This is a genomic window from Agrobacterium larrymoorei, assembly GCF_030819275.1.
GTDB classification, from domain to species: Bacteria; Pseudomonadota; Alphaproteobacteria; order Rhizobiales; family Rhizobiaceae; genus Agrobacterium; species Agrobacterium larrymoorei_B.
The window spans coordinates 1,265,491-1,286,888 of the sequence record NZ_JAUTBL010000001.1 but is presented as its reverse complement, the minus strand read 5'-3'; the positions used below and the strand labels follow the sequence as shown (position 1 = coordinate 1,286,888).

Annotated in this window: 18 protein-coding genes and 1 pseudogene; 12 read left to right on the top strand and 7 right to left on the bottom strand. The window is 54.5% G+C overall.

Annotated features, from left to right (window positions below):
* Nucleotides 1–79: 79 nt before the first annotated feature.
* Together QE408_RS22950 and QE408_RS05915 are read right to left on the bottom strand one after the other, a co-directional pair.
* Entirely contained in the window at nucleotides 80–388 is a 309-nt protein-coding gene (locus QE408_RS22950) for a S41 family peptidase (RefSeq protein WP_373465492.1), read from the bottom strand.
* Nucleotides 349–1,242 carry a peptidase, S41 family protein gene (locus tag QE408_RS05915; RefSeq protein WP_306929327.1) on the bottom strand — a complete coding sequence of 298 codons (894 nt, stop codon included), beginning with the start codon at nucleotides 1,240–1,242 and terminating at the stop codon, nucleotides 349–351. Before QE408_RS05915 ends, QE408_RS22950 begins: the two co-directional genes overlap by 40 nt.
* Nucleotides 1,243–1,875: 633 nt before the next feature.
* Between QE408_RS05915 and QE408_RS05910 the strand changes: the two genes are divergently transcribed.
* The gene (locus QE408_RS05910; protein WP_306929325.1) at nucleotides 1,876–2,550 is read left to right on the top strand and encodes a hypothetical protein; all 675 of its coding nucleotides are present in this window, start codon (nucleotides 1,876–1,878) and stop codon (nucleotides 2,548–2,550) included.
* 722 nt (nucleotides 2,551–3,272) lie between these two features.
* Here QE408_RS05910 and QE408_RS05905 read toward each other — a convergent pair.
* From QE408_RS05905 to QE408_RS05895, 3 genes are all read right to left on the bottom strand, one after another.
* Nucleotides 3,273–5,879: a TonB-dependent receptor gene (locus tag QE408_RS05905; RefSeq protein WP_306929324.1), complete on the bottom strand. Its 2,607-nt coding sequence runs from the start codon at nucleotides 5,877–5,879 to the stop codon at nucleotides 3,273–3,275.
* Nucleotides 5,880–6,043: 164 nt separating this feature from the next.
* A complete protein-coding gene (locus QE408_RS05900; protein WP_306929322.1) occupies nucleotides 6,044–6,973 on the bottom strand; it encodes a FecR family protein in 930 nt (309 codons plus the stop codon).
* Between the two features lie 77 nt (nucleotides 6,974–7,050).
* Nucleotides 7,051–7,560: an RNA polymerase sigma factor gene (locus tag QE408_RS05895; RefSeq protein WP_306929320.1), complete on the bottom strand. Its 510-nt coding sequence runs from the start codon at nucleotides 7,558–7,560 to the stop codon at nucleotides 7,051–7,053.
* Nucleotides 7,561–8,767: 1,207 nt separating this feature from the next.
* Here QE408_RS05895 and QE408_RS05890 point away from each other — a divergent pair.
* The 8 genes and pseudogenes from QE408_RS05890 (at nucleotide 8,768) to QE408_RS22945 (ending at nucleotide 16,087) form a co-directional block, all read left to right on the top strand.
* Entirely contained in the window at nucleotides 8,768–9,982 is a 1,215-nt protein-coding gene (locus QE408_RS05890; protein WP_306929319.1) for a GGDEF domain-containing protein, read from the top strand.
* Nucleotides 9,983–10,367: 385 nt separating this feature from the next.
* Nucleotides 10,368–10,829: a helix-turn-helix domain-containing protein gene (locus QE408_RS05885; protein ID WP_306929317.1), complete on the top strand. Its 462-nt coding sequence runs from the start codon at nucleotides 10,368–10,370 to the stop codon at nucleotides 10,827–10,829.
* Nucleotides 10,830–10,880: 51 nt separating this feature from the next.
* On the top strand, nucleotides 10,881–12,836 hold the full coding sequence (locus tag QE408_RS05880) for a hypothetical protein (RefSeq protein ID WP_306929315.1): 1,956 nt from the start codon (nucleotides 10,881–10,883) through the stop codon (nucleotides 12,834–12,836).
* 30 nt (nucleotides 12,837–12,866) lie between these two features.
* Complete coding sequence (locus QE408_RS05875) at nucleotides 12,867–13,085, top strand: hypothetical protein (RefSeq protein ID WP_306929313.1); 219 nt, start codon at nucleotides 12,867–12,869, stop codon at nucleotides 13,083–13,085.
* A 48-nt stretch (nucleotides 13,086–13,133) separates the two neighbouring features.
* The gene (locus QE408_RS05870) at nucleotides 13,134–14,342 is read left to right on the top strand and encodes a YcaO-like family protein (protein WP_306930221.1); all 1,209 of its coding nucleotides are present in this window, start codon (nucleotides 13,134–13,136) and stop codon (nucleotides 14,340–14,342) included.
* Nucleotides 14,339–15,043, top strand: a complete 705-nt coding sequence (locus tag QE408_RS05865; RefSeq protein WP_306929311.1) for a TfuA-like protein — start codon at nucleotides 14,339–14,341, stop codon at nucleotides 15,041–15,043. The genes QE408_RS05870 and QE408_RS05865 overlap by 4 nt, the downstream gene beginning before the upstream one ends.
* Nucleotides 15,044–15,165: 122 nt before the next feature.
* Nucleotides 15,166–15,420 carry a hypothetical protein gene (locus QE408_RS05860; RefSeq protein ID WP_306929309.1) on the top strand — a complete coding sequence of 85 codons (255 nt, stop codon included), beginning with the start codon at nucleotides 15,166–15,168 and terminating at the stop codon, nucleotides 15,418–15,420.
* A 98-nt stretch (nucleotides 15,421–15,518) separates the two neighbouring features.
* A pseudogene (locus tag QE408_RS22945) lies at nucleotides 15,519–16,087 on the top strand (transposase).
* A gap of 134 nt (nucleotides 16,088–16,221) precedes the next feature.
* Here the strand turns inward: QE408_RS22945 and QE408_RS05845 are convergent.
* Together QE408_RS05845 and QE408_RS05840 are read right to left on the bottom strand one after the other, a co-directional pair.
* Nucleotides 16,222–16,866 (bottom strand): helix-turn-helix domain-containing protein, encoded by a 645-nt coding sequence (locus tag QE408_RS05845; protein ID WP_306929305.1) that lies wholly within the window; start codon nucleotides 16,864–16,866, stop codon nucleotides 16,222–16,224.
* A gap of 66 nt (nucleotides 16,867–16,932) precedes the next feature.
* Complete coding sequence (locus QE408_RS05840) at nucleotides 16,933–17,988, bottom strand: Ldh family oxidoreductase (RefSeq protein ID WP_306929303.1); 1,056 nt, start codon at nucleotides 17,986–17,988, stop codon at nucleotides 16,933–16,935.
* Nucleotides 17,989–18,366: 378 nt separating this feature from the next.
* Between QE408_RS05840 and QE408_RS05835 the strand changes: the two genes are divergently transcribed.
* From QE408_RS05835 to QE408_RS05825, 3 genes are all read left to right on the top strand, one after another.
* Entirely contained in the window at nucleotides 18,367–19,656 is a 1,290-nt protein-coding gene (locus QE408_RS05835) for an ArgE/DapE family deacylase (protein ID WP_306929301.1), read from the top strand.
* 90 nt (nucleotides 19,657–19,746) lie between these two features.
* Nucleotides 19,747–20,301 carry a hypothetical protein gene (locus QE408_RS05830; RefSeq protein ID WP_306929299.1) on the top strand — a complete coding sequence of 185 codons (555 nt, stop codon included), beginning with the start codon at nucleotides 19,747–19,749 and terminating at the stop codon, nucleotides 20,299–20,301.
* Between the two features lie 81 nt (nucleotides 20,302–20,382).
* On the top strand, nucleotides 20,383–21,381 hold the full coding sequence (locus QE408_RS05825) for a sugar ABC transporter substrate-binding protein (RefSeq protein ID WP_306929298.1): 999 nt from the start codon (nucleotides 20,383–20,385) through the stop codon (nucleotides 21,379–21,381).
* Nucleotides 21,382–21,398: the final 17 nt, after the last annotated feature.

The following is a 21,398-nucleotide window of genomic DNA, read 5'->3' as shown; positions in this document are numbered from 1 at the left end:
CCAGCCAAATATAACTTCGCGGGCCGTTCCGGATCGGAACCCTCGGGCTCGAAGTCTGGGTATCTATGGAATTGAGAGGCTAAATAGGCAGCGTCCTGATATCGGCGCCCATCTGCCAGTTTTTGTAAATGTCAGGCTCAATCCCCAAACCTTCGAATCGCGCGCCATTTGGAAACATCTGCCTCTTGGTGCTGACCCACAACCGCATCCCGTCGCCCAAGTCGCATAGGTAAGGTTGTCCGCTGCTTCCTCCCGTTGTCTCACCCACGATCTCGGCACGTTTGTTGTCTTTGAAAGGCACGACAAAATCCTCAGCAGCTGAGAAGGTGCGTCTATCGATGAGGATTGTCAGCGGTCCTTTGATGCTTCCTCGATAGGCTCTATCCATTCTGCTTCGAAGACAAGCAAGGAAGCCGGCGCCCCTTGAGCGCGTACAAGGGCGTTCGTGACGGGTGTAACATATCTCCAGAATCGATATCGATCAGGCATGAGTGCGGCGACGAGTTTGTCGGGTGTGTTGCCGCCGGAGTTGCCGCGAACGTCGATCACCAGACGAACGGTGCTGCTGAGCGACTGCAGAAGTTCGATAGCGTCAGTTTCGAAGTGAGGTTGAGCAAAGCTTGGTATGGTCAAGAGGTATCTCTCGCCGTTCTCCAGCCAGCGACCGGTCGTTGCGGTACCGCCCCCGGGTAGCTCCCTTCCACGGTCGATTGTTTTCTTCGAGCCGTCTTCCATCACGATCTCGAAGGAAGGTGGAAACAAGAACGGCTTCGAGAAAAGCCGGGTCCGTTGCTCACGAGTGCTAGACCCTGGCACGAACGCCAAAAGCGTCGAGGCCACCTCATCTATTGGCCGGTCGTCGATCCTGACAATTCGAGTTCCAAGCGCAATATCATCGTAAGCTGATTTGGTAACGCGCCATCCAGCCTCATTATGCGTTACGTCCAACCCTATAGGCGCACCATGCTCCTGCCAGAGCCATTCATCGGAAAATACGGTATGCCCGTTCCTCAGCTTCGCAATAAACCGCATCGTGGCCAGATCGAAACCGACGCGATCGGGCGCCTCGAAAGCCTCTTCGAGATAAGCCTTGAACTCAGCCTCAAAGTCGAAATTGGACAGTGCCTCCCAGTGCGCGAAGCTAGACCGGATCGCCTCATAGATGCGAGCGACGATCTCACCGCGGCGCGATGTGGACAACGTCCTGTGAGCTTCTGATCGATCAATATCTTGCGTTGCCATTTCCAGCCTCAGCTCAATGGGCGATATGGCAGATGACGTGCCTAGATCGACCCGCATGTCAACGATCGGTGTTGCTACAACGTGAAGCCCCAGTCCACTCTGGACATCGGCGTACAATTATGGGTACCGTCAGTTATGTCTCTCATGCAAGACCTTGAGAAAATTCTGGGTACTGTTCTGTCAAGTGATCCGAGCTTCCGGCGGATCGAGCAGGCGATGATAGACAGCTACAGTCAAGACGCGCGCCGATTTGCCTTGGAGGGCTCCAAGGAGGCCTTTCTACTTTCCGCGATGCGCCTGCTCGCACTTCCAAACAACGGACATACGCGTCTGATGCCGAACGATTGCATCTCAGTGCTCCCGTTGAGGTTTGTCAGCATTGGCACGGTGGTGCGGTTGCGCACACGGCACTGGAACCAATGGCAAGAGGCGAGCTTATCGCGGTCAACGGCGCACCAGTGGGCGAGGTTGAAGCCGCCGCCGAAACGTTCCTGGCGGGAACGTACCAGAGGAAACGGGTCATTCGGACCTATACTTTTCGCATGGCCTTATGCTTTAGCTCACCTCGGCTTTTCTTAAAAAGGGAATAGTACGGACTATCTCTTACAAGAGGAGAACGGGCGGCTGACCAATTTGAAGGTGGAGAACGGAAATACGGTTCCGGCGTCCCTACTCTATCCGAGAAACGAACATGGCAAGGCCGATCCGACCTGGAAATCAGAGAGGTTTGCAGAGATCAAAGACTTGAAGGAGCTCGGCCTTTCAATCCTATTGCCAAGTTTCTACGATCCAAGTGGGCGGGCGCTGCCAGAGGCCACCTCTCGTGCGGCGGGGCATGGGAGGACCTGCTCGGCAAGGAAGCTCCTCATTGACGTTCGCGGAAACAATGGTGGCGACTTCCTCCATACGCTCCCCCTGATCGACGCCATCTGTGGAAATAAAAGCAGGCAGGTTGCTGTGCTAGTTGACAAGTTCACGTTTTCCGCAGCGATCGTATTTGTCGCCACCCTCAAACATCGGTTGGGAATTAGGCTCAAACTCATCGGGGAAGAAATGGGCGACGGCTTCATGTTTTTTGCCGAGGGAGGCTCGCTCGATCTACCGACCAGCGGTGCTGTGGTTCGATACTCAAAAGCCTTTCACGACTGGGAGAGTGGAACGAGCAACGAAACGACACCAACCGAGATTGCCAAACACTTGGTTCCGACGGGAAAACTGAATCTGGATCGAGAATGGGTCGAAAGATCCACCACTGGGAACGCAGAAGGCGCATTCTATGCACGCATTCTAAAGAATCTGGACGACTAGGATGGGGATCCATGGGATGACGGCTGAAACGAGAGCCACGGCTGCGAGATAATTCGTTGCAGAGCGGTCGTATCTCGTGGCGGTACACCTCCAGTTTTTGAGCCTTGCGCTGAACGATGCGCCTTGATGTGCGTCCTATCGATGGACAGTTCCTGTGGGAGAGGGCCGTTGGCAGCCATCTTCTCGAAAATGCGGTGCCAGATACGGCGGCGTGCCCAGCGGTGATACGGTTGTAGGCTATCTTCGCGGGATCGTATTCGGCCGGCACATAGCGAACGGCAGCCGACCTTCAGCACATGGAGAATGCCGGAGATGCGCCGATCATCGCCGCGCCGAGCTCCGGGCTGGTTCTTGAAGATGCGGCTCGATCGCCCATCAGGCCTCATCTGAAAGCCAGAAAAGATCGCTCATCATGAACCTCCTTGCCGTCGAAACCTAGAAAGAATGGAAACAGCCGATATCGGCAATAGTTTGATCAGGTCGCCATCCAAAGAGGCCCGGAACTAAACATCTAAGTGGCGGCACATCCGAGAAAGTTCCTGTCGAAGAGTCGGTTTTCAACTGGCGAATGGACTTGCGAAGCGCCGCCCCTGCCCTCAGGGGGAGCGCTCTAATCGCAAGATGGAGTGATATAGTAAGGTCCAAGCCACACACCGACGCTGCTTGTTACAAACGCGCATCGCATTCCGCAAAGACCACCCCTAAAACCACAATGTCACTGTTTAGAATTTTGCCGTCAGCGAGGCGTAGAATGTCCGCCCCGGCCCAGGCATTGTGACCAGACTCAACGGATCGACATAGTAGCGGTCCGTCAGATTCTCTATACGGAACGTCGCAGTGAAGTTATCGTTGATTTTGTAATCGGCGAATACATCCACTAACGTATAAGGCTTCCAGTTTACGAGCGAGATGAACTGCGACGCCCCTTGGGCCGTCACATCGCCATGTCCAATAGCCCGTGGCCCCACATGAGAAACTCGGGTACCAAGGGTCAAGCGCTCCTCAAAAAGCTGTTGTGTCAGCGTCAGGCCTAGAGAATATTCCGGCGGCACCTGATTGGTTGCATAATCTGCATAGAGTGACTTATTCGAGCAAGTCGACGCTGTTCGGCAAAACTCGACATCAAGGTAATAATTGGCCGTAAGGTTGGCGGCAAAGCCGCCGCGTTCGTACCGACTGGAAAGTTCCAGTCCTTGAAAATGCGCGCTGTCTATATTGTGAATGCGCATGGTGCTGACGTTGTCAGGGGCCGTATACCACTCTCGGGAAATGTAATTCTTTACGTTCCAGTCAAAGAACCCCAACTTCAGCATTGCCGTGTCATCATGAGCGAAGATCCCTTCCTGAACAAAGTTCGTCCCCAATTCCCAGTTGCTCGAACGCTCCGGCTTTAGATTAGGATTGACCTCCATCGTGAAAGCGGACACGGACTCGAACAGGCTCGGCATGCGCAGCGCATTCGAATATTTGACGTAGAACTGTGTGCCGTCCCAAGGCTCCAAGGTTGCGCCCACGGTCGGGCTAAAGCCACCTTCGTTTCGCTCGTTGGTGTAATTGTATCCCCTTTCCCACAAAGGCTTGTTGCGATCCTTGGACCGGAAATGGGTATAACGAAGCCCGCCATTCAAACTGAGCCAGTCCGATGGTTTCCAATCAGCCTTGGCATAAGCCGCCGCTTCCTCACGTTCGCCGTCACGATAATCCAGCCAAGTTTCAAGCTCCTTTGTCATTGGACCAGGAACAGTGTCCTCGCTTTTGTAGGAAAGGCCATACGTCGCATCAAGAGAACCCGCATCCGTCGCAAAAGTTGAGGTATTATCAACTGCTGCGCCCCACATTGTCGTATCTGACCCACTACGGTCGGAAGGAGGAGTACCAAACGCAGTCCGTATGGGATTGCGTTGTTCAAGCCGCGTGAGATACAGGCTGGCATGGAGGTCGATCAGATCGTTATCTTCGGGATTTAACCGATATTTCAGAGTACCGGTATCAACCTTCGCGCCCGATGTCAGGGCTTGTTGCTGTGCCTGAGCGGTAGTGCCGGCGAACCGGGACGCAAGACGGTCCCCTGCTTCGCTCCTGAACCCGGTGTATCCAGCTTGCAAACTTTGCCCTTCGCCAAAGCGTATGGTCCCCTTTGCAAGAAAGGATTTCGTTTCCAACTGCGAATTGAGAACCTCTTCGCCTGCGCGATAACTACTCAAACCCGTGTTGATAACATAGTCCTTGTAATCCAGAGACGGAATGCAAAGCCCAGAAGAGTAACAAAATGGTTGCGGCCCAATACTTTCAGGATTGGCGCTATCTCCATGCGAGCCCGCGTAATAGTTTCCACGTTTACGATAGGCATACCCTGCGAGGAAATCGAAAGTTTCATCGCGCATTGCCGCGACGACGCTGCCCGAACCATCGGTAGGCTGCAGAAACGGCGAGCGATCTAAGCCGTCTGGAGAGGCCGTAACCAAAGCTGTTCCACCACCACGATTGCGAATGCTATATCCCCCCAACGCCCCGTCCTGAGGGCTGGTCGTATTGGTACCGAAACCTCCTTTCAGTCTGACGCCGAAGCGTTCTCCATCCTCTATCACGTCCTCCACGCTCAGCGTCCGCATAGCAACGGTACCAGCGATGCCACCAGACGACACATCCGAGCCTTTCGTGATGTCTACGCCGGCAAGCAGGTCTGGATCGACATAGGTCCGGTTCGATATGCCCTGATACCCCTGATAAATCTGCAGGCTGTTTTCAGCGCCATCAACGGTAACGGCGACGCGACCCATTCCCTGCATCCCGCGGATATTCACATCGACAGAGCCTGCGCCATTTCGTGCCTCGCCCGAAGAGACGCCTGGCGTTCCTCTGAAGATGTCGGCGGGGCTCGATCCACGGAAATGTTCGATATCGTCCTGACCGATATAGCTTGTCGGCGCATCGGTGTAATAAGGGGCCTCCCTACCCGATAATCGGTCTGACTTTCCGCTGATGACAATCGGTCTGAGAACGGTAGCTCCTGCGACGCTGGTATCGGAGGCGTCCGACTGCCCGCTGCCTATCTCAACTCGGTTCGCCGCAGTGAAGCGATAGTCGACGCCTGTATCAGCCATGATGCGCGCGAGTGCTGCTCTGGCATCGAGACTGCCTTTGACGCCGCCAGTCGTTCTGCCGTTTGTGACATTGCTTTGATATAGGAGCTGAAGCCCGCTGATCGAGCCAAAGCGCGTCAACGCCCTATCCAGCGGTCCAGCCGGAATATCGTAGGCTATGACAGCTTGCTGCGCCTCCAGTCTTTCAGGCTGCAGTAAAAGGGCAGTCCAAGATACGCTCGCCATTAGAAAAAGAGCACCGAACCCTGCTCTCCCGACAGACCGTCCGGCTCTTGCGTCCCTTGAAAGATGATGCATTCCAATCCCCATTGAAGAATGGGTACAGACTTATGTACCCCTCAATGAGGAAAACGATGCCGGCGTAAAAACCCGAAAAATTTGTTGATTTTTTATATCAGGATTACGACGCCGCCCATGAGATGAAAGCTTTCGACATGCAGTGTCTGCGTCAGTTGCGCTAGAATCTCGTCCGGTCGGTTGAGATGAAAAACGCCGGACATGCGAAGCGTTTTCAATCTGGGGCGCGCGATAACCACTTTTCCTGGGCGATGGCGATTGATGTCCAGAACGATGTCTTCCAATGCGCGATTCTCAAACACCAGTAGCCCCCGACGCCATGCTGCCGCTGTCGCGACATCGATGTCGGAGACGGAGCCAAGACCATCCTGCGAATATGTTAAGCCATGACTCTCCGCCAGAAGCTGGCTTCCAAGACAGTGGACCGTAACCCTTTTCGACAGACACTGCACCGAAACGTCATCTGTATCGAGAGAGACGGAAAATGATCCTTCGGCAGCCTCCAGCCTTCCGGGTCCGGCGGTGACGGTGAACGGTCGCATAGTCTCTGAGGCGACCTCAAAAACCGCTGCGCCAGACATCAGTTCGACGCCCCTCTTCTCCCCGCCGAAATCTAAGGCCATGCTGGTGCCCCCATCCAGAAAAGCGCGCGAGTTGTCTGGCAATGTCACCGTCAATTGCTCTCCGGTCGAGGTGAGATAGTCCGGACTACGCGACCAGATCGACGGTAGGAGACCGAATGAGGATGCTGCGAAACCAACACCCGCCAGACTTGCTGCGACGCCCGCGCCTGTCATAACGGCGCGGCGAGAGAATACTGGCTTTGACGCCCGCTCGATCTCCAGCGCGTGTCCCATGTCGCGCCAAAGCCTGGCTTGATCGCGGAACGCGGCTTCGTGCTCTGCACTGCGCTGCCGCCACGAAGCCAAGGCCTTCGCATCTTCCTGTGTTGCCTCTCCCGAGCTCAGACGGGTAATCCACGTCAAAGCTTGCTGCCTCAGTGCCTCCGACCGCTCGTCCACATTGTTCTCCAACGGCTTTGCTGCTTCGAACAGACGCTTCTTATCCCTTTTAACGCTGGTGAACCATAAGCCCGCAATTATTTCCGGTTGAAGCGCGCCAAAGTCTCGCGGCAGAAATCATGAGCCTTGCGAATATCCATCTCGACGGTTCTGACTGATACACCAAGCGCTGCGGCGATCTCGGAGTGTCGTTGGCCATCCACCCTCGATCGTCGGAACGCCTCTCGTTGACGTTCGGGGAGTTGTCCGATGATCTCCAGCAGCCGGTTCAATTGCTCCCGATCAATCAACTCGCGCTCAACATCAGGTTGCTGGTCCCGTATGTCCAGTATCTCGTCGATCTGAATCTGAGACAATCGTCGGTTTTTCTTGCGAGCATGATCGATGGCGAGAGAGCGGACGATGGCACCAAGATATCCATCCAAGTAGAGAGCCGAGACGGCCTCGTTTCTGGCAAACTTGATCCAGGCCTCCTGCGCCAGATCCTCAGCGTCCTGTAGCGACTGAGTCTTGTTGAAAAAATAGCGTTTAATACGGACTTGAGCATTCAAAAACAGCTTAATTATCGTGTCATCGGAGGTCGTCATGAAGCGTACTCGACAAAAACATTCCACGCTTCTTAAGGCAGTTTTTCGACATTGCCAATAAAGTAGATTTTTATAATCATATTTTATCCAACTCCTCAGGAGGGAGGGGCACAGGCGCATTTCATCACGGCCTTCGCGGCGCCGCTTATTCTGAGGATAACGACGTCCCCTCAAAAAACATGTGAAGCTTCAGACTGCACACGCCCATCGACCTCACGAGCTCACAGGATGCTGGCGCCGTCGGTTGGCTTGGTGAGTGCCTCAAACGAAACCAGCAATTCTTCCAGTTCATTAATCATCCGAGGTTAGCGCCGCTCTCTGTACCGCTGTTTGGAGGCCAAGCGTGACGTCACCTCCCCTCTACACACGATGCCTCCTGGCAGATGAGCTCGAGCGCGTGTTTGAATACGCATAGTGACATCTCATCGTGCCTTCGAAACAAGGCATCAGTCTCTCAACACTCCAAGACCATTGAGTACTCCCATAAATTAGGCCAGTTGGAATTGGAATTTTTCACATCTGATCCCTGAGAGGAGGAAGAGGAGAGTTCGATGAAGGCGTCTAAGTTTTCAAAAGCGCAGATCGCATTCGTTTGAAAGCAGGCAGAGGATGAAAGCCCGTCACTCCACAGGAGCACTTTAAGGACGATTTATTGTGGACTGAAACTGCTCCTTCATCACAATTTCTTCTCTCATCAAGCTCCTGAAAATTTCGCTCTAATGCCGCTGCTTAACTCGCGGGGGATTGCGGACCACCTCTCGGGATCGATGTGATCCATGCTTCAACAGAATACGGGATTTTTGTTTCGCTCCTCCCAACTCCGAGGCGCATGGAGCACCATCGGGCGCGCTATATCGCGGCTATGTGACTGTCCTGCTTATCACCATAGTCTTCGCGAAACCTGGGCATTCCCTGCCGATTGTGGAGGCAGCGCCAAATGCGCGGACTGACTCGGCAAGCGAATGCAAGGGGCTTCCCCGTATCTGGCGATAGTCCAAGCACCGATACGACTCTCGCGAGACAGGCCCCGCGTGTACCGCCGCATTCGATCAGCCGGTAAGCCCTTTTGCGAAACGCACCCTTAGATTTAATGTCGGCACTCAACAACACGCTTAACGTTACGCCAACCATGTCGGCAATATGAGAAGCGATGTAAAGAATCTTATAAAGATCACCCTGTAGGCTTTGACGTAAGGCAGGCAGAGCAATGCAGATCGATTTACAAACCCTTTGGTACTTAACTGTCGGAACGCTCCTGGTGTCAGCGTCGCTTCTCCTTTGGGAAAGGCAGGCTCATCCAGGTCGCGCACGCGTGCTCGATGTTCTGGTCGCGGCACTCTTCGTGTTTGTTCTCGGCTGCATGTTTGCAATGAACCGCAGCCACTTTCCGGTCGCGCTCGGCATGGGGATGATCAACATCCTAATGATGTTGGGCTACCTTCTTGTCCTTAACGCCTTCGCTGGCCTTGACGGTCACCGGTATTTCTGGTCGTCCGCCGCAGCGCTAAGCTTCCTAGCCATCGCCTGGGCGATCGTTGGCACGCACTTCCCTGCCGCCTTCTGGAACCATATCTCTTCTATCCCCATCGCCCTGACCTGCGGCCTGACAGCATGGATACTTCTGCGGAGCCGCACGGTCCAGCGATTGCGCTCACGTCCGATCGCCGTATCGATCTCGGCTTTCCATGCCTTGTTCTACCTTGGCCGGGCGTTCATTGCCCCTGTCCTCCTTGAGCGGTACGGGCAAGATATTATCTCCATCATCGGAAAGGCGACGATGTACGAGGCTGCCTTGTACTCGGTAGCGATGCCGATGTCCTTTCTGATGATTATTCGAGAGGAGGAAAAGCTCCACCTGCTCCGCATGTCACAAACCGATCAGTTGACCGGGCTTGCAAACCGTCACGCCTTTTTTGAGCAGGCATCTCGGATCCTCCGCGAGCGGCATGGTGACCCCGTCTCCTTGCTCGCTTTCGACCTCGACCACTTCAAGGCGATCAACGACCGTCATGGACATCCAACCGGAGATAAGGTTTTGCAGCTGTTCGCCGAAACCGCCCGCGAAGAAGCGGGGCCCGAAGCGCTTATTGTCCGGCTGGGCGGTGAGGAATTCGCTGCGCTTCTGCCAGGGTGCGACCATTCCCAAGCTCTCAGTCGCGCCTCGGCGATCGCAAGCCGGTTCGCAAAAGCAGCCGCTCAGGCAGAGGGGTTGAAAACCCGGGCCACCGTTAGTATCGGCCTTGCGGCACCGGACTGCCACGACCTCGCCGAGATGCTTGCAAGCGCCGATGGCGCGCTGTACCGGGCAAAAGCCCTTGGGCGGAATCGCGTTGAGACCGCACCGCCGAACGAGTTGCTGCTGCACCCTTCAGCCGATCCCCTGCATCATCAGTTGCGGGTAGTGGCGACGGGAGCATCCTGATTGGATGTGGCGCTGGACGAGAGCGCCTTGAACATGCACCAACCGCTGCCCCCGTTAAGTGATGGCACTCGAACCTAATTCCCAAGCTGGGTTGCCACTTGAGGGAGGTGCCACAACGGCCTCCGTCACCCTGGGCCTTCATTCCAGAAATTTAGCCTGCCTGCGGCCGAGACCAGCAGCCCATCGCCTCCGTTCTCATCCAGAAGCGTCAGAGCAGCGCTTGCTAGACTTAAGTAATTTTTATTGAATTCCCAAATGTGCATATACTAAAGATTGAAATTTTACTAACTTTCAATACAAGCTGTGTATTAAATTCGTGTTTCCCGAGCTACGCCGACGGCGTTTCTCTGCAACATAAAAACCGTGTCGTGTTAGGAGTTCATCCATGGCCCCAAAAAGAAGTCCCGATGCGATCGATGTCTTCGTCGGCGGACGCATCCGGATGCGTCGCATAATGCTGAAGTTGAGCCAGACGCAGTTGGCGAACGAGCTCGGCGTGACGTTTCAACAGGTCCAGAAATACGAGAAGGGCACGAACCGTGTTGGCGCAAGCCGCCTGCAAAAAATCGCAAATGTGCTCGGCGTTCCACCAAGCTTCTTCTTCAATCAGGAGAGTGAAGAACCGGTCACTATGGCAGGGATCGGCGACTTTACGGCGATGAGCTACGTCTCGCAATTTCTTCAATCCCGCGAGGGTATGGCCCTAAACCAGTCGTTTCTAAAAATTCCCGATGCAAACGTCCGCCAAAAGATTGTGGCGCTGGTAAAGGCTATGGCCGAGATGGACGAGCTTGTAACGATTGCCCCTGAAGGGCGTTCATCGGTGGAAGTCAGGTTGAACAGCTAGATCGCAGAGCTGGGCTTTCGGACAACCATCACCGAACTGTAGTGGGGAGCAATGGCGTTCAGGTTGCTGACATTAGGAGAGTTGAGGCTCCTCGATCCTTCGGGGAACGCTGTTGCCTTCCCCGAAAAGGGCTTGATCATTCTTGCCTATCTGTTTGCCCACCCGCAACCCGCTCAATCGCGGGCGGCTTTGTCGAAGCTGCTATGGGATGCGGTCGAGCCAGCGCAGGCATATACCAATATGCGCAAGTCACTATCGAGGATAGACAGCCGCCAACAGGAGTTGGGTCAGCAATTCGTTGAAATTACTGCTTCCGATGTAAAGCTCAATGCCGAGGCGATGGATTGCGACATCGCGGGATTGCAAGCCCCGACTTCTTCGGACCCTCTGATTGATCTGCGCGCGTTGATTGGCCTCTTCAGTCACGTGTTTCTCGAAAACGTTGACAGCACAGGAGCTGCACTTTCAGCCTGGATTGGGCAGCAAAGGGCACAACACCTGTCCCGGTTACGGGAAGCCTTGATAACTGCGATACCGGTCGTGAAATCCGCGCAAGATATCGCGCTCGTCAAGGATGCGGCGCTACGGATATTTCAGCACGACCCGGACGATGAAATGATCGTCTGCTTGCTCGCGGAGACTTACTCTACTGAGGGAAGGGTAGAGGCCTTCCGAAACATCTATGACGGCCAGAAACAAAAGCTGTGGGGCGACCTGACGCTTGGTCCTGATGTTCATGCCTTGAATGTCGTCAAAAAAGTCTTTGAGAAGCAGCGCAGTCTTATTTCCATTCCGCAGCAAGGCATTGAGGACCGGTCGCGCGCGAAAGCAGACGCAGGTCTTAAGCGGCCCATCCCGAGACTTGTGCTCCTGCCGCCGGTGGAGAGCATTACCCGTAACCTGCCGTTTCTCCCTTTCGCTGACGCCCTTATCGAGGACGTCACCATCGCGCTGTGTTCCTTGACCTCGGTGTCTGTGGTCGCTCCCTACACAGCCGCCCAGATCGGGCGGCATTCGGACAAGGCCAACACAATCGCGCAGCATTCCATCTCATACGTGCTGGATACCAGGCTTTCAGGCCGCGGCGCCCAACGCAGCCTCTTCGTACAGCTGGTTTACTTCGCAAACGATGAGGTCATCTGGGCGGACCGTTACGACATGGACAAAGATAGTCTGGCGGTCCAGCGTCGGCAGATAGCCCGCCGAATTTCCATGGCGATCACCGGAGAGATAGAACGCAACGAGCTGGCACGAGAATATTTTGAGCAAATCCCGGCCGCATACCACCACTACCTGCTCGGACAGCGACATCTCAAGAACCTTGGTCTTCCAGAGATTCGCCGTGCACGCAAAGAATTCCGAACAGCGCTTAATCACGCTCCCTATTTCGCGCCAGCATTGAGCGGTATTGCTCGAACATATTCAAGGGAATGGCTGATCACGGCGCGTGGCGACACTGAACTCCTCAAAGAAGCCGAGAAACATGCCAACAAGGCGATCGCGGCCGGCCAAGACATGGTCGGGGGCTACAGAGAACTGGGTGTTGCCAAGATGCTCTTAGGCGCCATCGATGAAAGCGTTGAGGCCTTGGAGCTAGCCGAGACGCTGAGCCCCCATTATGCCGACGTCACCGCCGACTACGCTGACACGCTTGTCCATGCGTCCAAGCCCGGCCTGGCACTTGAGAAAATCGAAAAAGCTATCGAGCTCAACCCCTTGAGCCCCGATGTCTACCTTTGGACAGCAGCCGGCGCGAGCTACTGCTTGGAAGAGTATGAGCAAGCCTTATCCTATATCAAACGAATGGCCGACAGTGGGCTTGCTAACCGCCTATCCGCTGCAAGCTGGGCGATGATTGGCGACCAGAAACGGGCGAAGAGCTTCGTGCGCAAAGCTCGGGAAACCAATCCCGACTTCGATGTGGATACCTGGCTGACCGCCGTGCCTTTTAAGGAGCAATGGCAAAAAGATCACTACCGTGATGGCCTGCGTAAAGCAGGGTTTTGAAGCAAATGTGCCAAAAGAAGGATTTTTAGCATGGCAAGAATCTTCGTTATCGGAGCGCCAGGGGAGTCTGGCCTATGGGTTGCAGATCTTGATGCGGGAACTGTCAAACCGTTTCAGCCCCCGGCAGGAAGCGCGCTGGAGGCGGCGACTAAACTGCGCGCTGGTGGAGCCGCGATCATCAAAGGCGTGGATTTCGCTGTCGCCGTGAAATCAGCAGACGACGCGTTCTCCGGTCATCTCGACGGATAATTGAGCCAATGACGCGGCCTCGGGAAGACAGTGTTGTTAAACGATCAGATGCCGGAACTTCCTGAGGCCTGCTCCTCCACTTACTCGGCCCGTCTCTGCCCCCCCGAAGAGACGCTGGGTCGCGTCGCATCCTTCCTGCCACGCTACGGGATCACTCGCGTATCTCGATTGACCGGTCTCGATAACGTCGGGGTTCCCGTCTGGAGCGCGGTCGCTCCTAACGCTCGTTCGATCGTCATCCATCACGGCAAGGGCATCACTGATGCTGATGCTAAAGTGTCTGCGACGATGGAGGCGCTTGAGCGCGCCATCGCCGGCAGTCCATCGATCGACACGGTCACTACAACACAAGCAAGCCTCGAACTGGAAGGGCGGGTTGTCGATAACCTCGCGGGTCTTATCGCCCAAGGTCAGAACGACGTAGCTAACGACGAGATGCTAACATGGGTTCAGGGACGAAATGTTTTATCCAAAGCTGAAACCTGGGTTCCCTATGAAGCTGTCATCCTGGATCGCACCCCCGAAGCACCTCGGTTCTGGCAGTCTTCTGATGGCCTTGCATCTGGAAATACGCTCCTGGAGGCAAGCCTCCATGGAGTGCTGGAACGCATCGAACGCGATGCGGAAACTTTGTGGAACATAGCGAACGCGGAACAGCGCCTTAAGACCTGCCTCGACCCTCGCAGCCTTCTGGATCCAATTATAGATGGGCTCATCACCAAGATTGAAAGCGCGGATCTGAAACTCCGTTTATTCGACATTACCAGCGACATCGGCATCGCATGTTTTGTAGCGTTTTTGGGGCCGACCTCAATCACATCAAGAAGCACTTCGCGCTTTATCGACGTAACCAAGGGAAGTGGTGCGCATCTGGATCCTGCGCGGGCCGCGATCCGGGCAATCACGGAAGCGATTCAATCCCGCCTCACGTATATCAGCGGCGCGAGGGATGACATCTATCCGGACACTTTCGAGCGCCCCCTCCCACGGGAGATTTTGAGCTACATGAAAGCCGAGCCGAAGCCTCTCCCTTCCCGCAACACCATTGGCCTTGGACCGATGGAAGACATGTTCGATACCGTGCTCAAGCATCTTAAAGCTGCATCTATTGATTCTGTTATCGTCGTGCCTCTGACATCAACGGACTTTCCATTCTCAGTCGCCAAAGTCTTGGTGCCCGACCTCGAGAATCCGCCGGGAGAGCGAAAAAGACGGTTTGGGGCTAGGGGCATATCGAAGGCGCTATTTTCACTATGAAGCTTGTCTTTGTCGGCCCCACGCTTCCGGATGCAGTGCATTTGGTCCCGGCGGACGTCGAAGTCCGCGGGCCGGCCAAGCACAGAGATATCCTGGCCGCGGTTAATGACGGCGCGACTGTGATCGGCCTGATCGACGGTAATTTTGAGGATGTAGCTCCGATCTGGCATAAGGAAATCCTATTTGCTCTCTCTCAGGGCGCTCGCGTCTATGGCTCAAGCAGTATGGGCGCTCTGAGGGCTGCGGAATGTGCAGCATTCGGGATGATCGGGATTGGCAAAATTTATAGCCGTTATGCCAGTGGCGAACGGGTTGACGATTCCGATGTCGCCCAAATCCATGGTCCACGGGAGATGAACTATGTGTCGCTGTCCGAGCCCTTGGTGAATGTCTTCGCAACACTCGATGACCTGTCGTTGCGGCGTGAACTTGACCACGCGGAATATGCGAGCCTCAGGGCAAGCGCTGAACTCATGTTCTTTAAGGAGCGGACTTACCGGGCGATCGTCGCCAATGCCAACCTGCCGGAACATTCATCGCGAGAACGCCTAGAAGTGTTGTTGCGGACTAACGCTATCAACCAGAAACGGCTCGATGGATTAAAATTGCTGGACGCCATAGCGGCGGCTGACGACAAGTGCGTGCAAGTTCCCGCGGACTGGACCTTCGCCTCGACAATGCAGTGGCGGAAAATCCTTTAACGTCGCAGGTTGTAATCTGATCCTGTACGGCACTCCAAGCTGTGTCACGCCTATGTCACGCGCAATCGCAGAAGTTCTAATTTATCCTTCGCCGTAGAATTTCGGTTTGGAATGAAGGATTGATGATGGCGCTCGACACTCTTGAAAAAAATGCTGGCGAAAACGGCGATATCGCACACGAGCTGGTTTCGATTGCTCGGCTTGTCACATATGCGCGCAACAGTGCCAAGGAACTCGAGCTTGAGTTTCCGACCTACTGCCTCGATTTGGCTTTAGGTTCGCTGGTTGAGGAAATCAGCAAACGCGGAGTGGATGGTGCTGAAGGCACCGGTGAGGGGGATTACGTGCCGAGCTTCATCTCCGGAGCATCGCACTAAAGTCGCGCCTAGAGCGTTTCCCTGACGGATTGAATCAAATTGATTCTCAACTCACTTTCATTCTGATTCAAACTATCTGCCGATGGAGGTCGGCAGATATGTCGAAAGCGCTTTCCGTTGGTCTTCGCATGCGCGTGCTTGCCGCAGTTGACGGCGGCGCTTCGCATAGGGAGGCTGCGGAGGGTTTCGGCGTCAGTGCGGCCAGCGTAAGCCGTTGGCATAGCCTGCAAATCCGGTAGGGGAACGTTCGTTCCGGTCTGCTTGGTGGCGACCGCAGCTCCCACAAGATCGAAGCTCATGCCCTCTCATCATGGCCTGGCTTGCAGAGCACCGGGATGGGACGTTGTTTGAGCTTCGTGACGCTCTTGCAGCCCAGGAAATCATCGCGAGCAAGTCAGCCCTTCATTTTCGATAATCTATCCAGCCACAAACAACCTGCAGCGCGAGAAATGATCGAAGCGGCAGGTGCGACCATGATGCCCTTCCGCCATATAGCTCGGACTTCAATCCCATAGAAAAGGCCTTCTCCAAGCTGAGGGCACTCCCATGAAAAGCTGCCGAGAAAACCGTAACCCGCCTATGGGATCGCCTCGGCACGCTGATTGGTCAGGTCCAGCCACAAAAAGCCCGGAACTACCTCAACTCATGTGGATATGATCCAGCGTGAAGGGGAAACGCTCTAAAGGCGTAGCACTCGGTGAGGTGGTCATCTTTGCGATGACACTCACCATGCCACCACCCGCGACGGGGGGTCCGTTCAATTGCAAGCGCGTCGTTTTGCGACACGCGCAATGCTTTCGCTTATCCCGCAAGGGGGCTTATAACATTAGAACATACCCAGAGGATCACCGCTGGATTCTCGGAGGTGCTGACGAGCGCGTGCCCCATCATGCTGTCGAAATAACAGCTGTCGCCCGCATTCAACACGGTCGTGGCATAGAGACTGGTATGCAGCGTGACGCAACCTTCGAGGACATAGACAAACTCCTCACCTGTATGTGTGACCAGCATCTCGAATTCTTTAACGGACCGCGCCTCTATGCGGGTGAGAAGCGGGACGAGTTTTTTGTTTGCGATGTCCGCGCACAGAAGCTCATAGGTATAATTACCGACGGTCATGACTGCACCTTCGCCTTTGCGGGTTATTGCGCGGCGGCCACTAATGGGGGTGGACGGTTTGTGAGAAAAGAGCTCCGACACATCTATATCAAGGCCGTGTGCGAGGCTAAGGATCGTTTCGTAAGTCGGCGACATCTGCGCGTTTTCTATTTTAGAAAGCGTCGAGGGCGCGAGGCCACTACGTTCTGCAAGCTCGCCGATGCTGAAGCCGCCGTCCTGCCGCAGGCGCCGCAAGGTGGTAGAAAGCGACCGAGAATGAGGGCGCGATCCGCGATCCGGTGCATCATCGGAAGCCCTGTCGGTCTGATCATTCTTCAAAATCGCCATTGGTTTTTACCTCGGTTGGAGCTGCCTAGAGGTTGAGTCAACCTAAGCATTATAATTCCATGGTTGTTAGCCCTGATTAGCCATATCATTCAGGCGTTGCCAATCGGCAAGCTGAAGCAAAATTCCATTTTTCATGGATAGAGCGCGACTTGTGTGCCGCCGGTCACCGGGCAGACGGGAAACACCAACTTTCATTAGGCGCTCGGTGAGCGCATTTACCCTTTGCGCGAAAACCGTTTTTCTGCCGCAGTCAGGATCAATGACGATAACGACTTGACCCGTGTGGGGTGTCTGCGCGCCGGGATGGTCAGACCAGTCGACCTCATAGGAGAACTTGCCGCCAGTCAGAGCGGCGGCGAATAGCTCGATCATCATCGAAACGGCGGAACCTTTGTAGCCTCCGAATGTCAGGAGCGCCCCGCCGTCCAGAACGCGGTTGGGATCGGTTGTCGCTTTGCCATCTCGGTCCACTCCGTAACCAGGAGGAAGCGTAAAGCCCTGACGCGCAGCAATCTGAACGTCGCCATTAGCGATTGCGCTTGTCGCAAGATCGGCTACGAGAGGGCTGCCAGCGCCACGCGGTGCGGCGAACGCAATCGGATTTGTACCGAAGGTCGGCTTTTTTCCGTCGAAGGGAACAGTGCAGGCAAAGCTGTTGACCATACTCACGGCCAGCAAGCCCATTTCAGCAAAAGTCTCCACATCCGGCCACAATGCGCTGAAATGGTGCGAATTGCGGATCGCCGCTATTGCGATACCATTGCGACGTGCCTTCTCTATGAGGAGAGGAGACGCAGCGGCAAGTGCTGGCAGGGCAAAGCCGTTCATGGCATCGACGCGCAAAAATGCCGCTGCAACGTCTTCCACGGAAGGGACCGCCGAAGGATCTACCCACCCGCTCCGGATCGAGCTCACGTATCCCGGAATGCGGAAAATTCCGTGTGACAGCGCCCCATCGCGCTCGCAGTTGGCACAGTTCGATGACAGAAGTGCGGCAACCGCAGAGCTCGCGCCCACGCGGATGAAGATGCTCCGCAAGAGCTCACGCAGGGTATCGTAATCCGTTGTGACTTTCGATTCCGAAGGCTCGCCTTCCGAAGCGTAAAAACTGTTAATCGTCATGTTGATAGCGTCCATTTCCGATAGGAAACATATTTTGCGATGAATGCATTTTCAAGAAGAAAGTTTCTTCCCGCCCCAATTAGGGATGCATATTCACTTTGAGCATATTTAATTGAAATTACTATGGAAGTCTGATTTTTTGGGCTAGCAAAGGAATTTCATATTTTACATGGACAATGATTGACAACTGCAATCTTGTCATTACTATAGGCACAATAATTTCCGATACGAAATTAATTGAGTGGACGACCATATGCTGCCAGCTTGCCTTATCTGCAGCAGCATCAGCTATCGAGCGCGAAGTGTTCGTCGATATGACAGAGGGGCGGCGTTGTTCGGCGCCTTGAAACAGAGTGGCGGCTAGCTGAGGTTGAAGAATTGGAACTGATTGATCTTGATGCTAAGCTTGAAGATGTCATCGAGACAAATTTCGATGCTCAAGTCGCGTGGCTTGCCAAGCTTGTATCCTTTGATTCGGTTCGTGGAAATGAGGGGCCGTGCCAGGAATGGTTGGCGACTGAATTTTCAAAGCGTGGCTGGGGCTTGGACAGCTTCACGATCGCAGATGTCGATATTGAGGGAAAGCGTGGTTTTTCGCCCGTCATAGACGCGGACTACTCCAAGGCCGTTCAATTGGTTGCAACGGTTGAGGCTGGCGATTTGCCGGGTCGAAGCCTCATTCTCCAGGGACATATTGACGTTGTGCCTCCTGGCGCACGTGAGCTTTGGGACCGACCTCCTTTCGTTCCTCATATCGAAGACGGCTTCATGTGGGGACGAGGCGCGAACGACATGAAGGTTGGCATCGCCGAGATGGTCTTCGCGCTGGATGCGTTGAAGAAGCTGGGTTACGTACCGGATGGCAAGGTGTTGGTCCAGACGGTGAGTGAGGAGGAATGTACGGGTAATGGCGCCCTGGCTACGCTTCAGCGAGGCTATAGAGCCGATGCCGTTCTTATTCCGGAATCACTTAACAATCGCCTTATTCGCGCAGAGCTTGGATCTGTGTGGTTCAGGTTGCGGATACTTGGCAAGCCCGGGCACGTACTGAACTTCAATCGCGCATCCAACGCTATCCTCGCGGCCTATAAGTATGTTGAAGACCTGGAAAAACTCACTAAGGAGGTCAATGGTGAGGCGAAAAATCACCCTTGGTTCAGTCATATCGACAACCCTGTGAAGTTCAGTCTCGGGAAAATTCGAGGCGGCGACTGGCTCGGTTCAGTGCCCTCCTGGTGCGAGATTGAATGCAGACTTTCCGTCCTGCCGGGGCACCCGCTGCACGAGGTTCGTCAGCGAATCCTCAACCGTGTCGAAGAAACAGCAAAACGTCTCGGCGCTGACCGCGTGCCTGAACATACGTGGATCGGCTTTCAGGCCGACGGACATGTTTTTGAACCGGGGAGCGAGGCTGAAGCTGTGCTTGCTCGGAGCCATCGCACGGTCTTCGGTTCTGAACTTGAAAGCTTCAGTATGACGGCCACCAGCGATACGCGGCAATATAATCTCTATTATGATATTCCGGCCCTTTGTTACGGCGGGCGCGGTGAGGATAGTCATTCTCCCAAAGAGCGCACTGATCTGGCCAGCATGAAAGAAACAACGCGTGTTCTGGGATTGTTCATCGCAGAGTGGTGCGGCTTGAAGAAGGTGGATGCAATAGGATGATTGCCACCTCATCTCCTTCCATCGTTCTTGAGTCATGGGATTTAGACAAAGCCGAGCCTAGAGTCTTACGGAAACCTTTGAGAGCAGCCTATGACCATTGCGCGTGATAGCGAAGAATTATGGAAAATTGCAGCTGGTCCCGATGCCGGCCCGTCGCTCTTGTCCTACATCCGCCAAGGGCTCATTCGGGATGCGGGTTGTGAGTTGATGACAGCCTCGGTTTACGATGTCCCGAACATGAGATCGCGACGCGTTTTCTCGGACGATCCAAAGGCTTATCCAGTCGGCAATTTCAAGCGTCTCGACCGCAATCTCTATTTCGAAAAAGTAATCGTCGGGAACAAACACTTTTCATCTACAACGATCGAAGAAATTGCGGAGGTGTTTTTCGACTGGGAGAAGATCCGGGATCTCGGTTTCGAATCCAATCTCAATATTCCGGCAGTTTTGAATGGCCAGGTGATCGGTTCCGTCAATCTTCTGGCGAAGAAGGGGCACTACACCAGCGAGCGGGTAGAAATGGCATTGCTGTGGAAGCCGGCCATCACCCTCGCTTTCCTTCTTCTCCACCATCAAGGAGCGGAAACCGCCACCTTCACGTCAAGGCAAGAGATAACGGACGCACCCATAATGGAGGGTGAGTAAACGACCCTTCACGCCTAAAATCAGAAATCGAAAGAGAGCCGAAAAGGCCGCATCAGACCTTCAGAGTATACGGAGCGCTAAATGAAACTAAGATTGTTGACAGCCACCACCCTCTTGGTTGGGGCATCGCTGATATCCGCCGCGCAAGGGCAGGACAAGACCTTCAAGATTGCCTTCCTTGCGGCATCCAGTCAAAACGGGTTTAATCAGGCGATCTATTCGGGAATAGAAAAGGCCGCCAAGCAATATCCAAATGTCACAACCGAAATCTTTGACGGCAAGTTTTCTGCCCCGACGCAATTTGCCCAGGTCGAGGATTTAACCGCGGCAAAACGTTTTGACGCCATTATCCTTTCCCCAAACGATACGGTCGGTATCGCTACTGCGCTTGAAGACGCCACGGCTGCCGGCCTCAAGGTCGCAACCACGCTCTTCCCGGTTGGCCCCGACTTGAAGAACATGCAGCCTCAGATCAAGGGTCTGACGACCACGGTCGCCAGCGATCCTTCGATCGGCGCCAAGGCACAGGCAGAAAAGATCGTCGAATACTGCGCGAGCAAAGACCCGTGCCGTGTGGTCGTTATGATGGGTCAACTGATCTATCCATTCGACAATCTGCGCTATGAAACCTTCAAGGAAGTCCTCGGTCAGCACAAGAACATCAAAATTGTCGCAACGGGCGAAGGCAATTACAGTCCCGATACGTCCCTTAAGGCGATGCAGGATATTCTACAGGCCAACCCGGAAATCGACGCTGTGCTTTCCAACGCTGACCAGCATCTGCTTGGCGTAGAGATAGCGCTGGAAGACGCGGGTATTGATCCATCATCGATCTATCTGATTGGCGGTGGCCTGAATCAGATTACGATCGACAAAATCCGCGAAGGAAAATTCAAGGCATCCTTGGCCAACTTCCCGGAATCGATGGGTTCGTCCGCACTGGATGCCGTCGTGAAGTCTTTGAAGGGTGAGCAGGTCCCCGTCTGGATCGATGAATCTAAGCTTCACGATATTCCGATGATCGTAGACAAGGCCTGGCTCGATGCCCATCCGGATTTCAAGGCGGAATGGCCAGGCTGATATCGCTTCGCCGAATG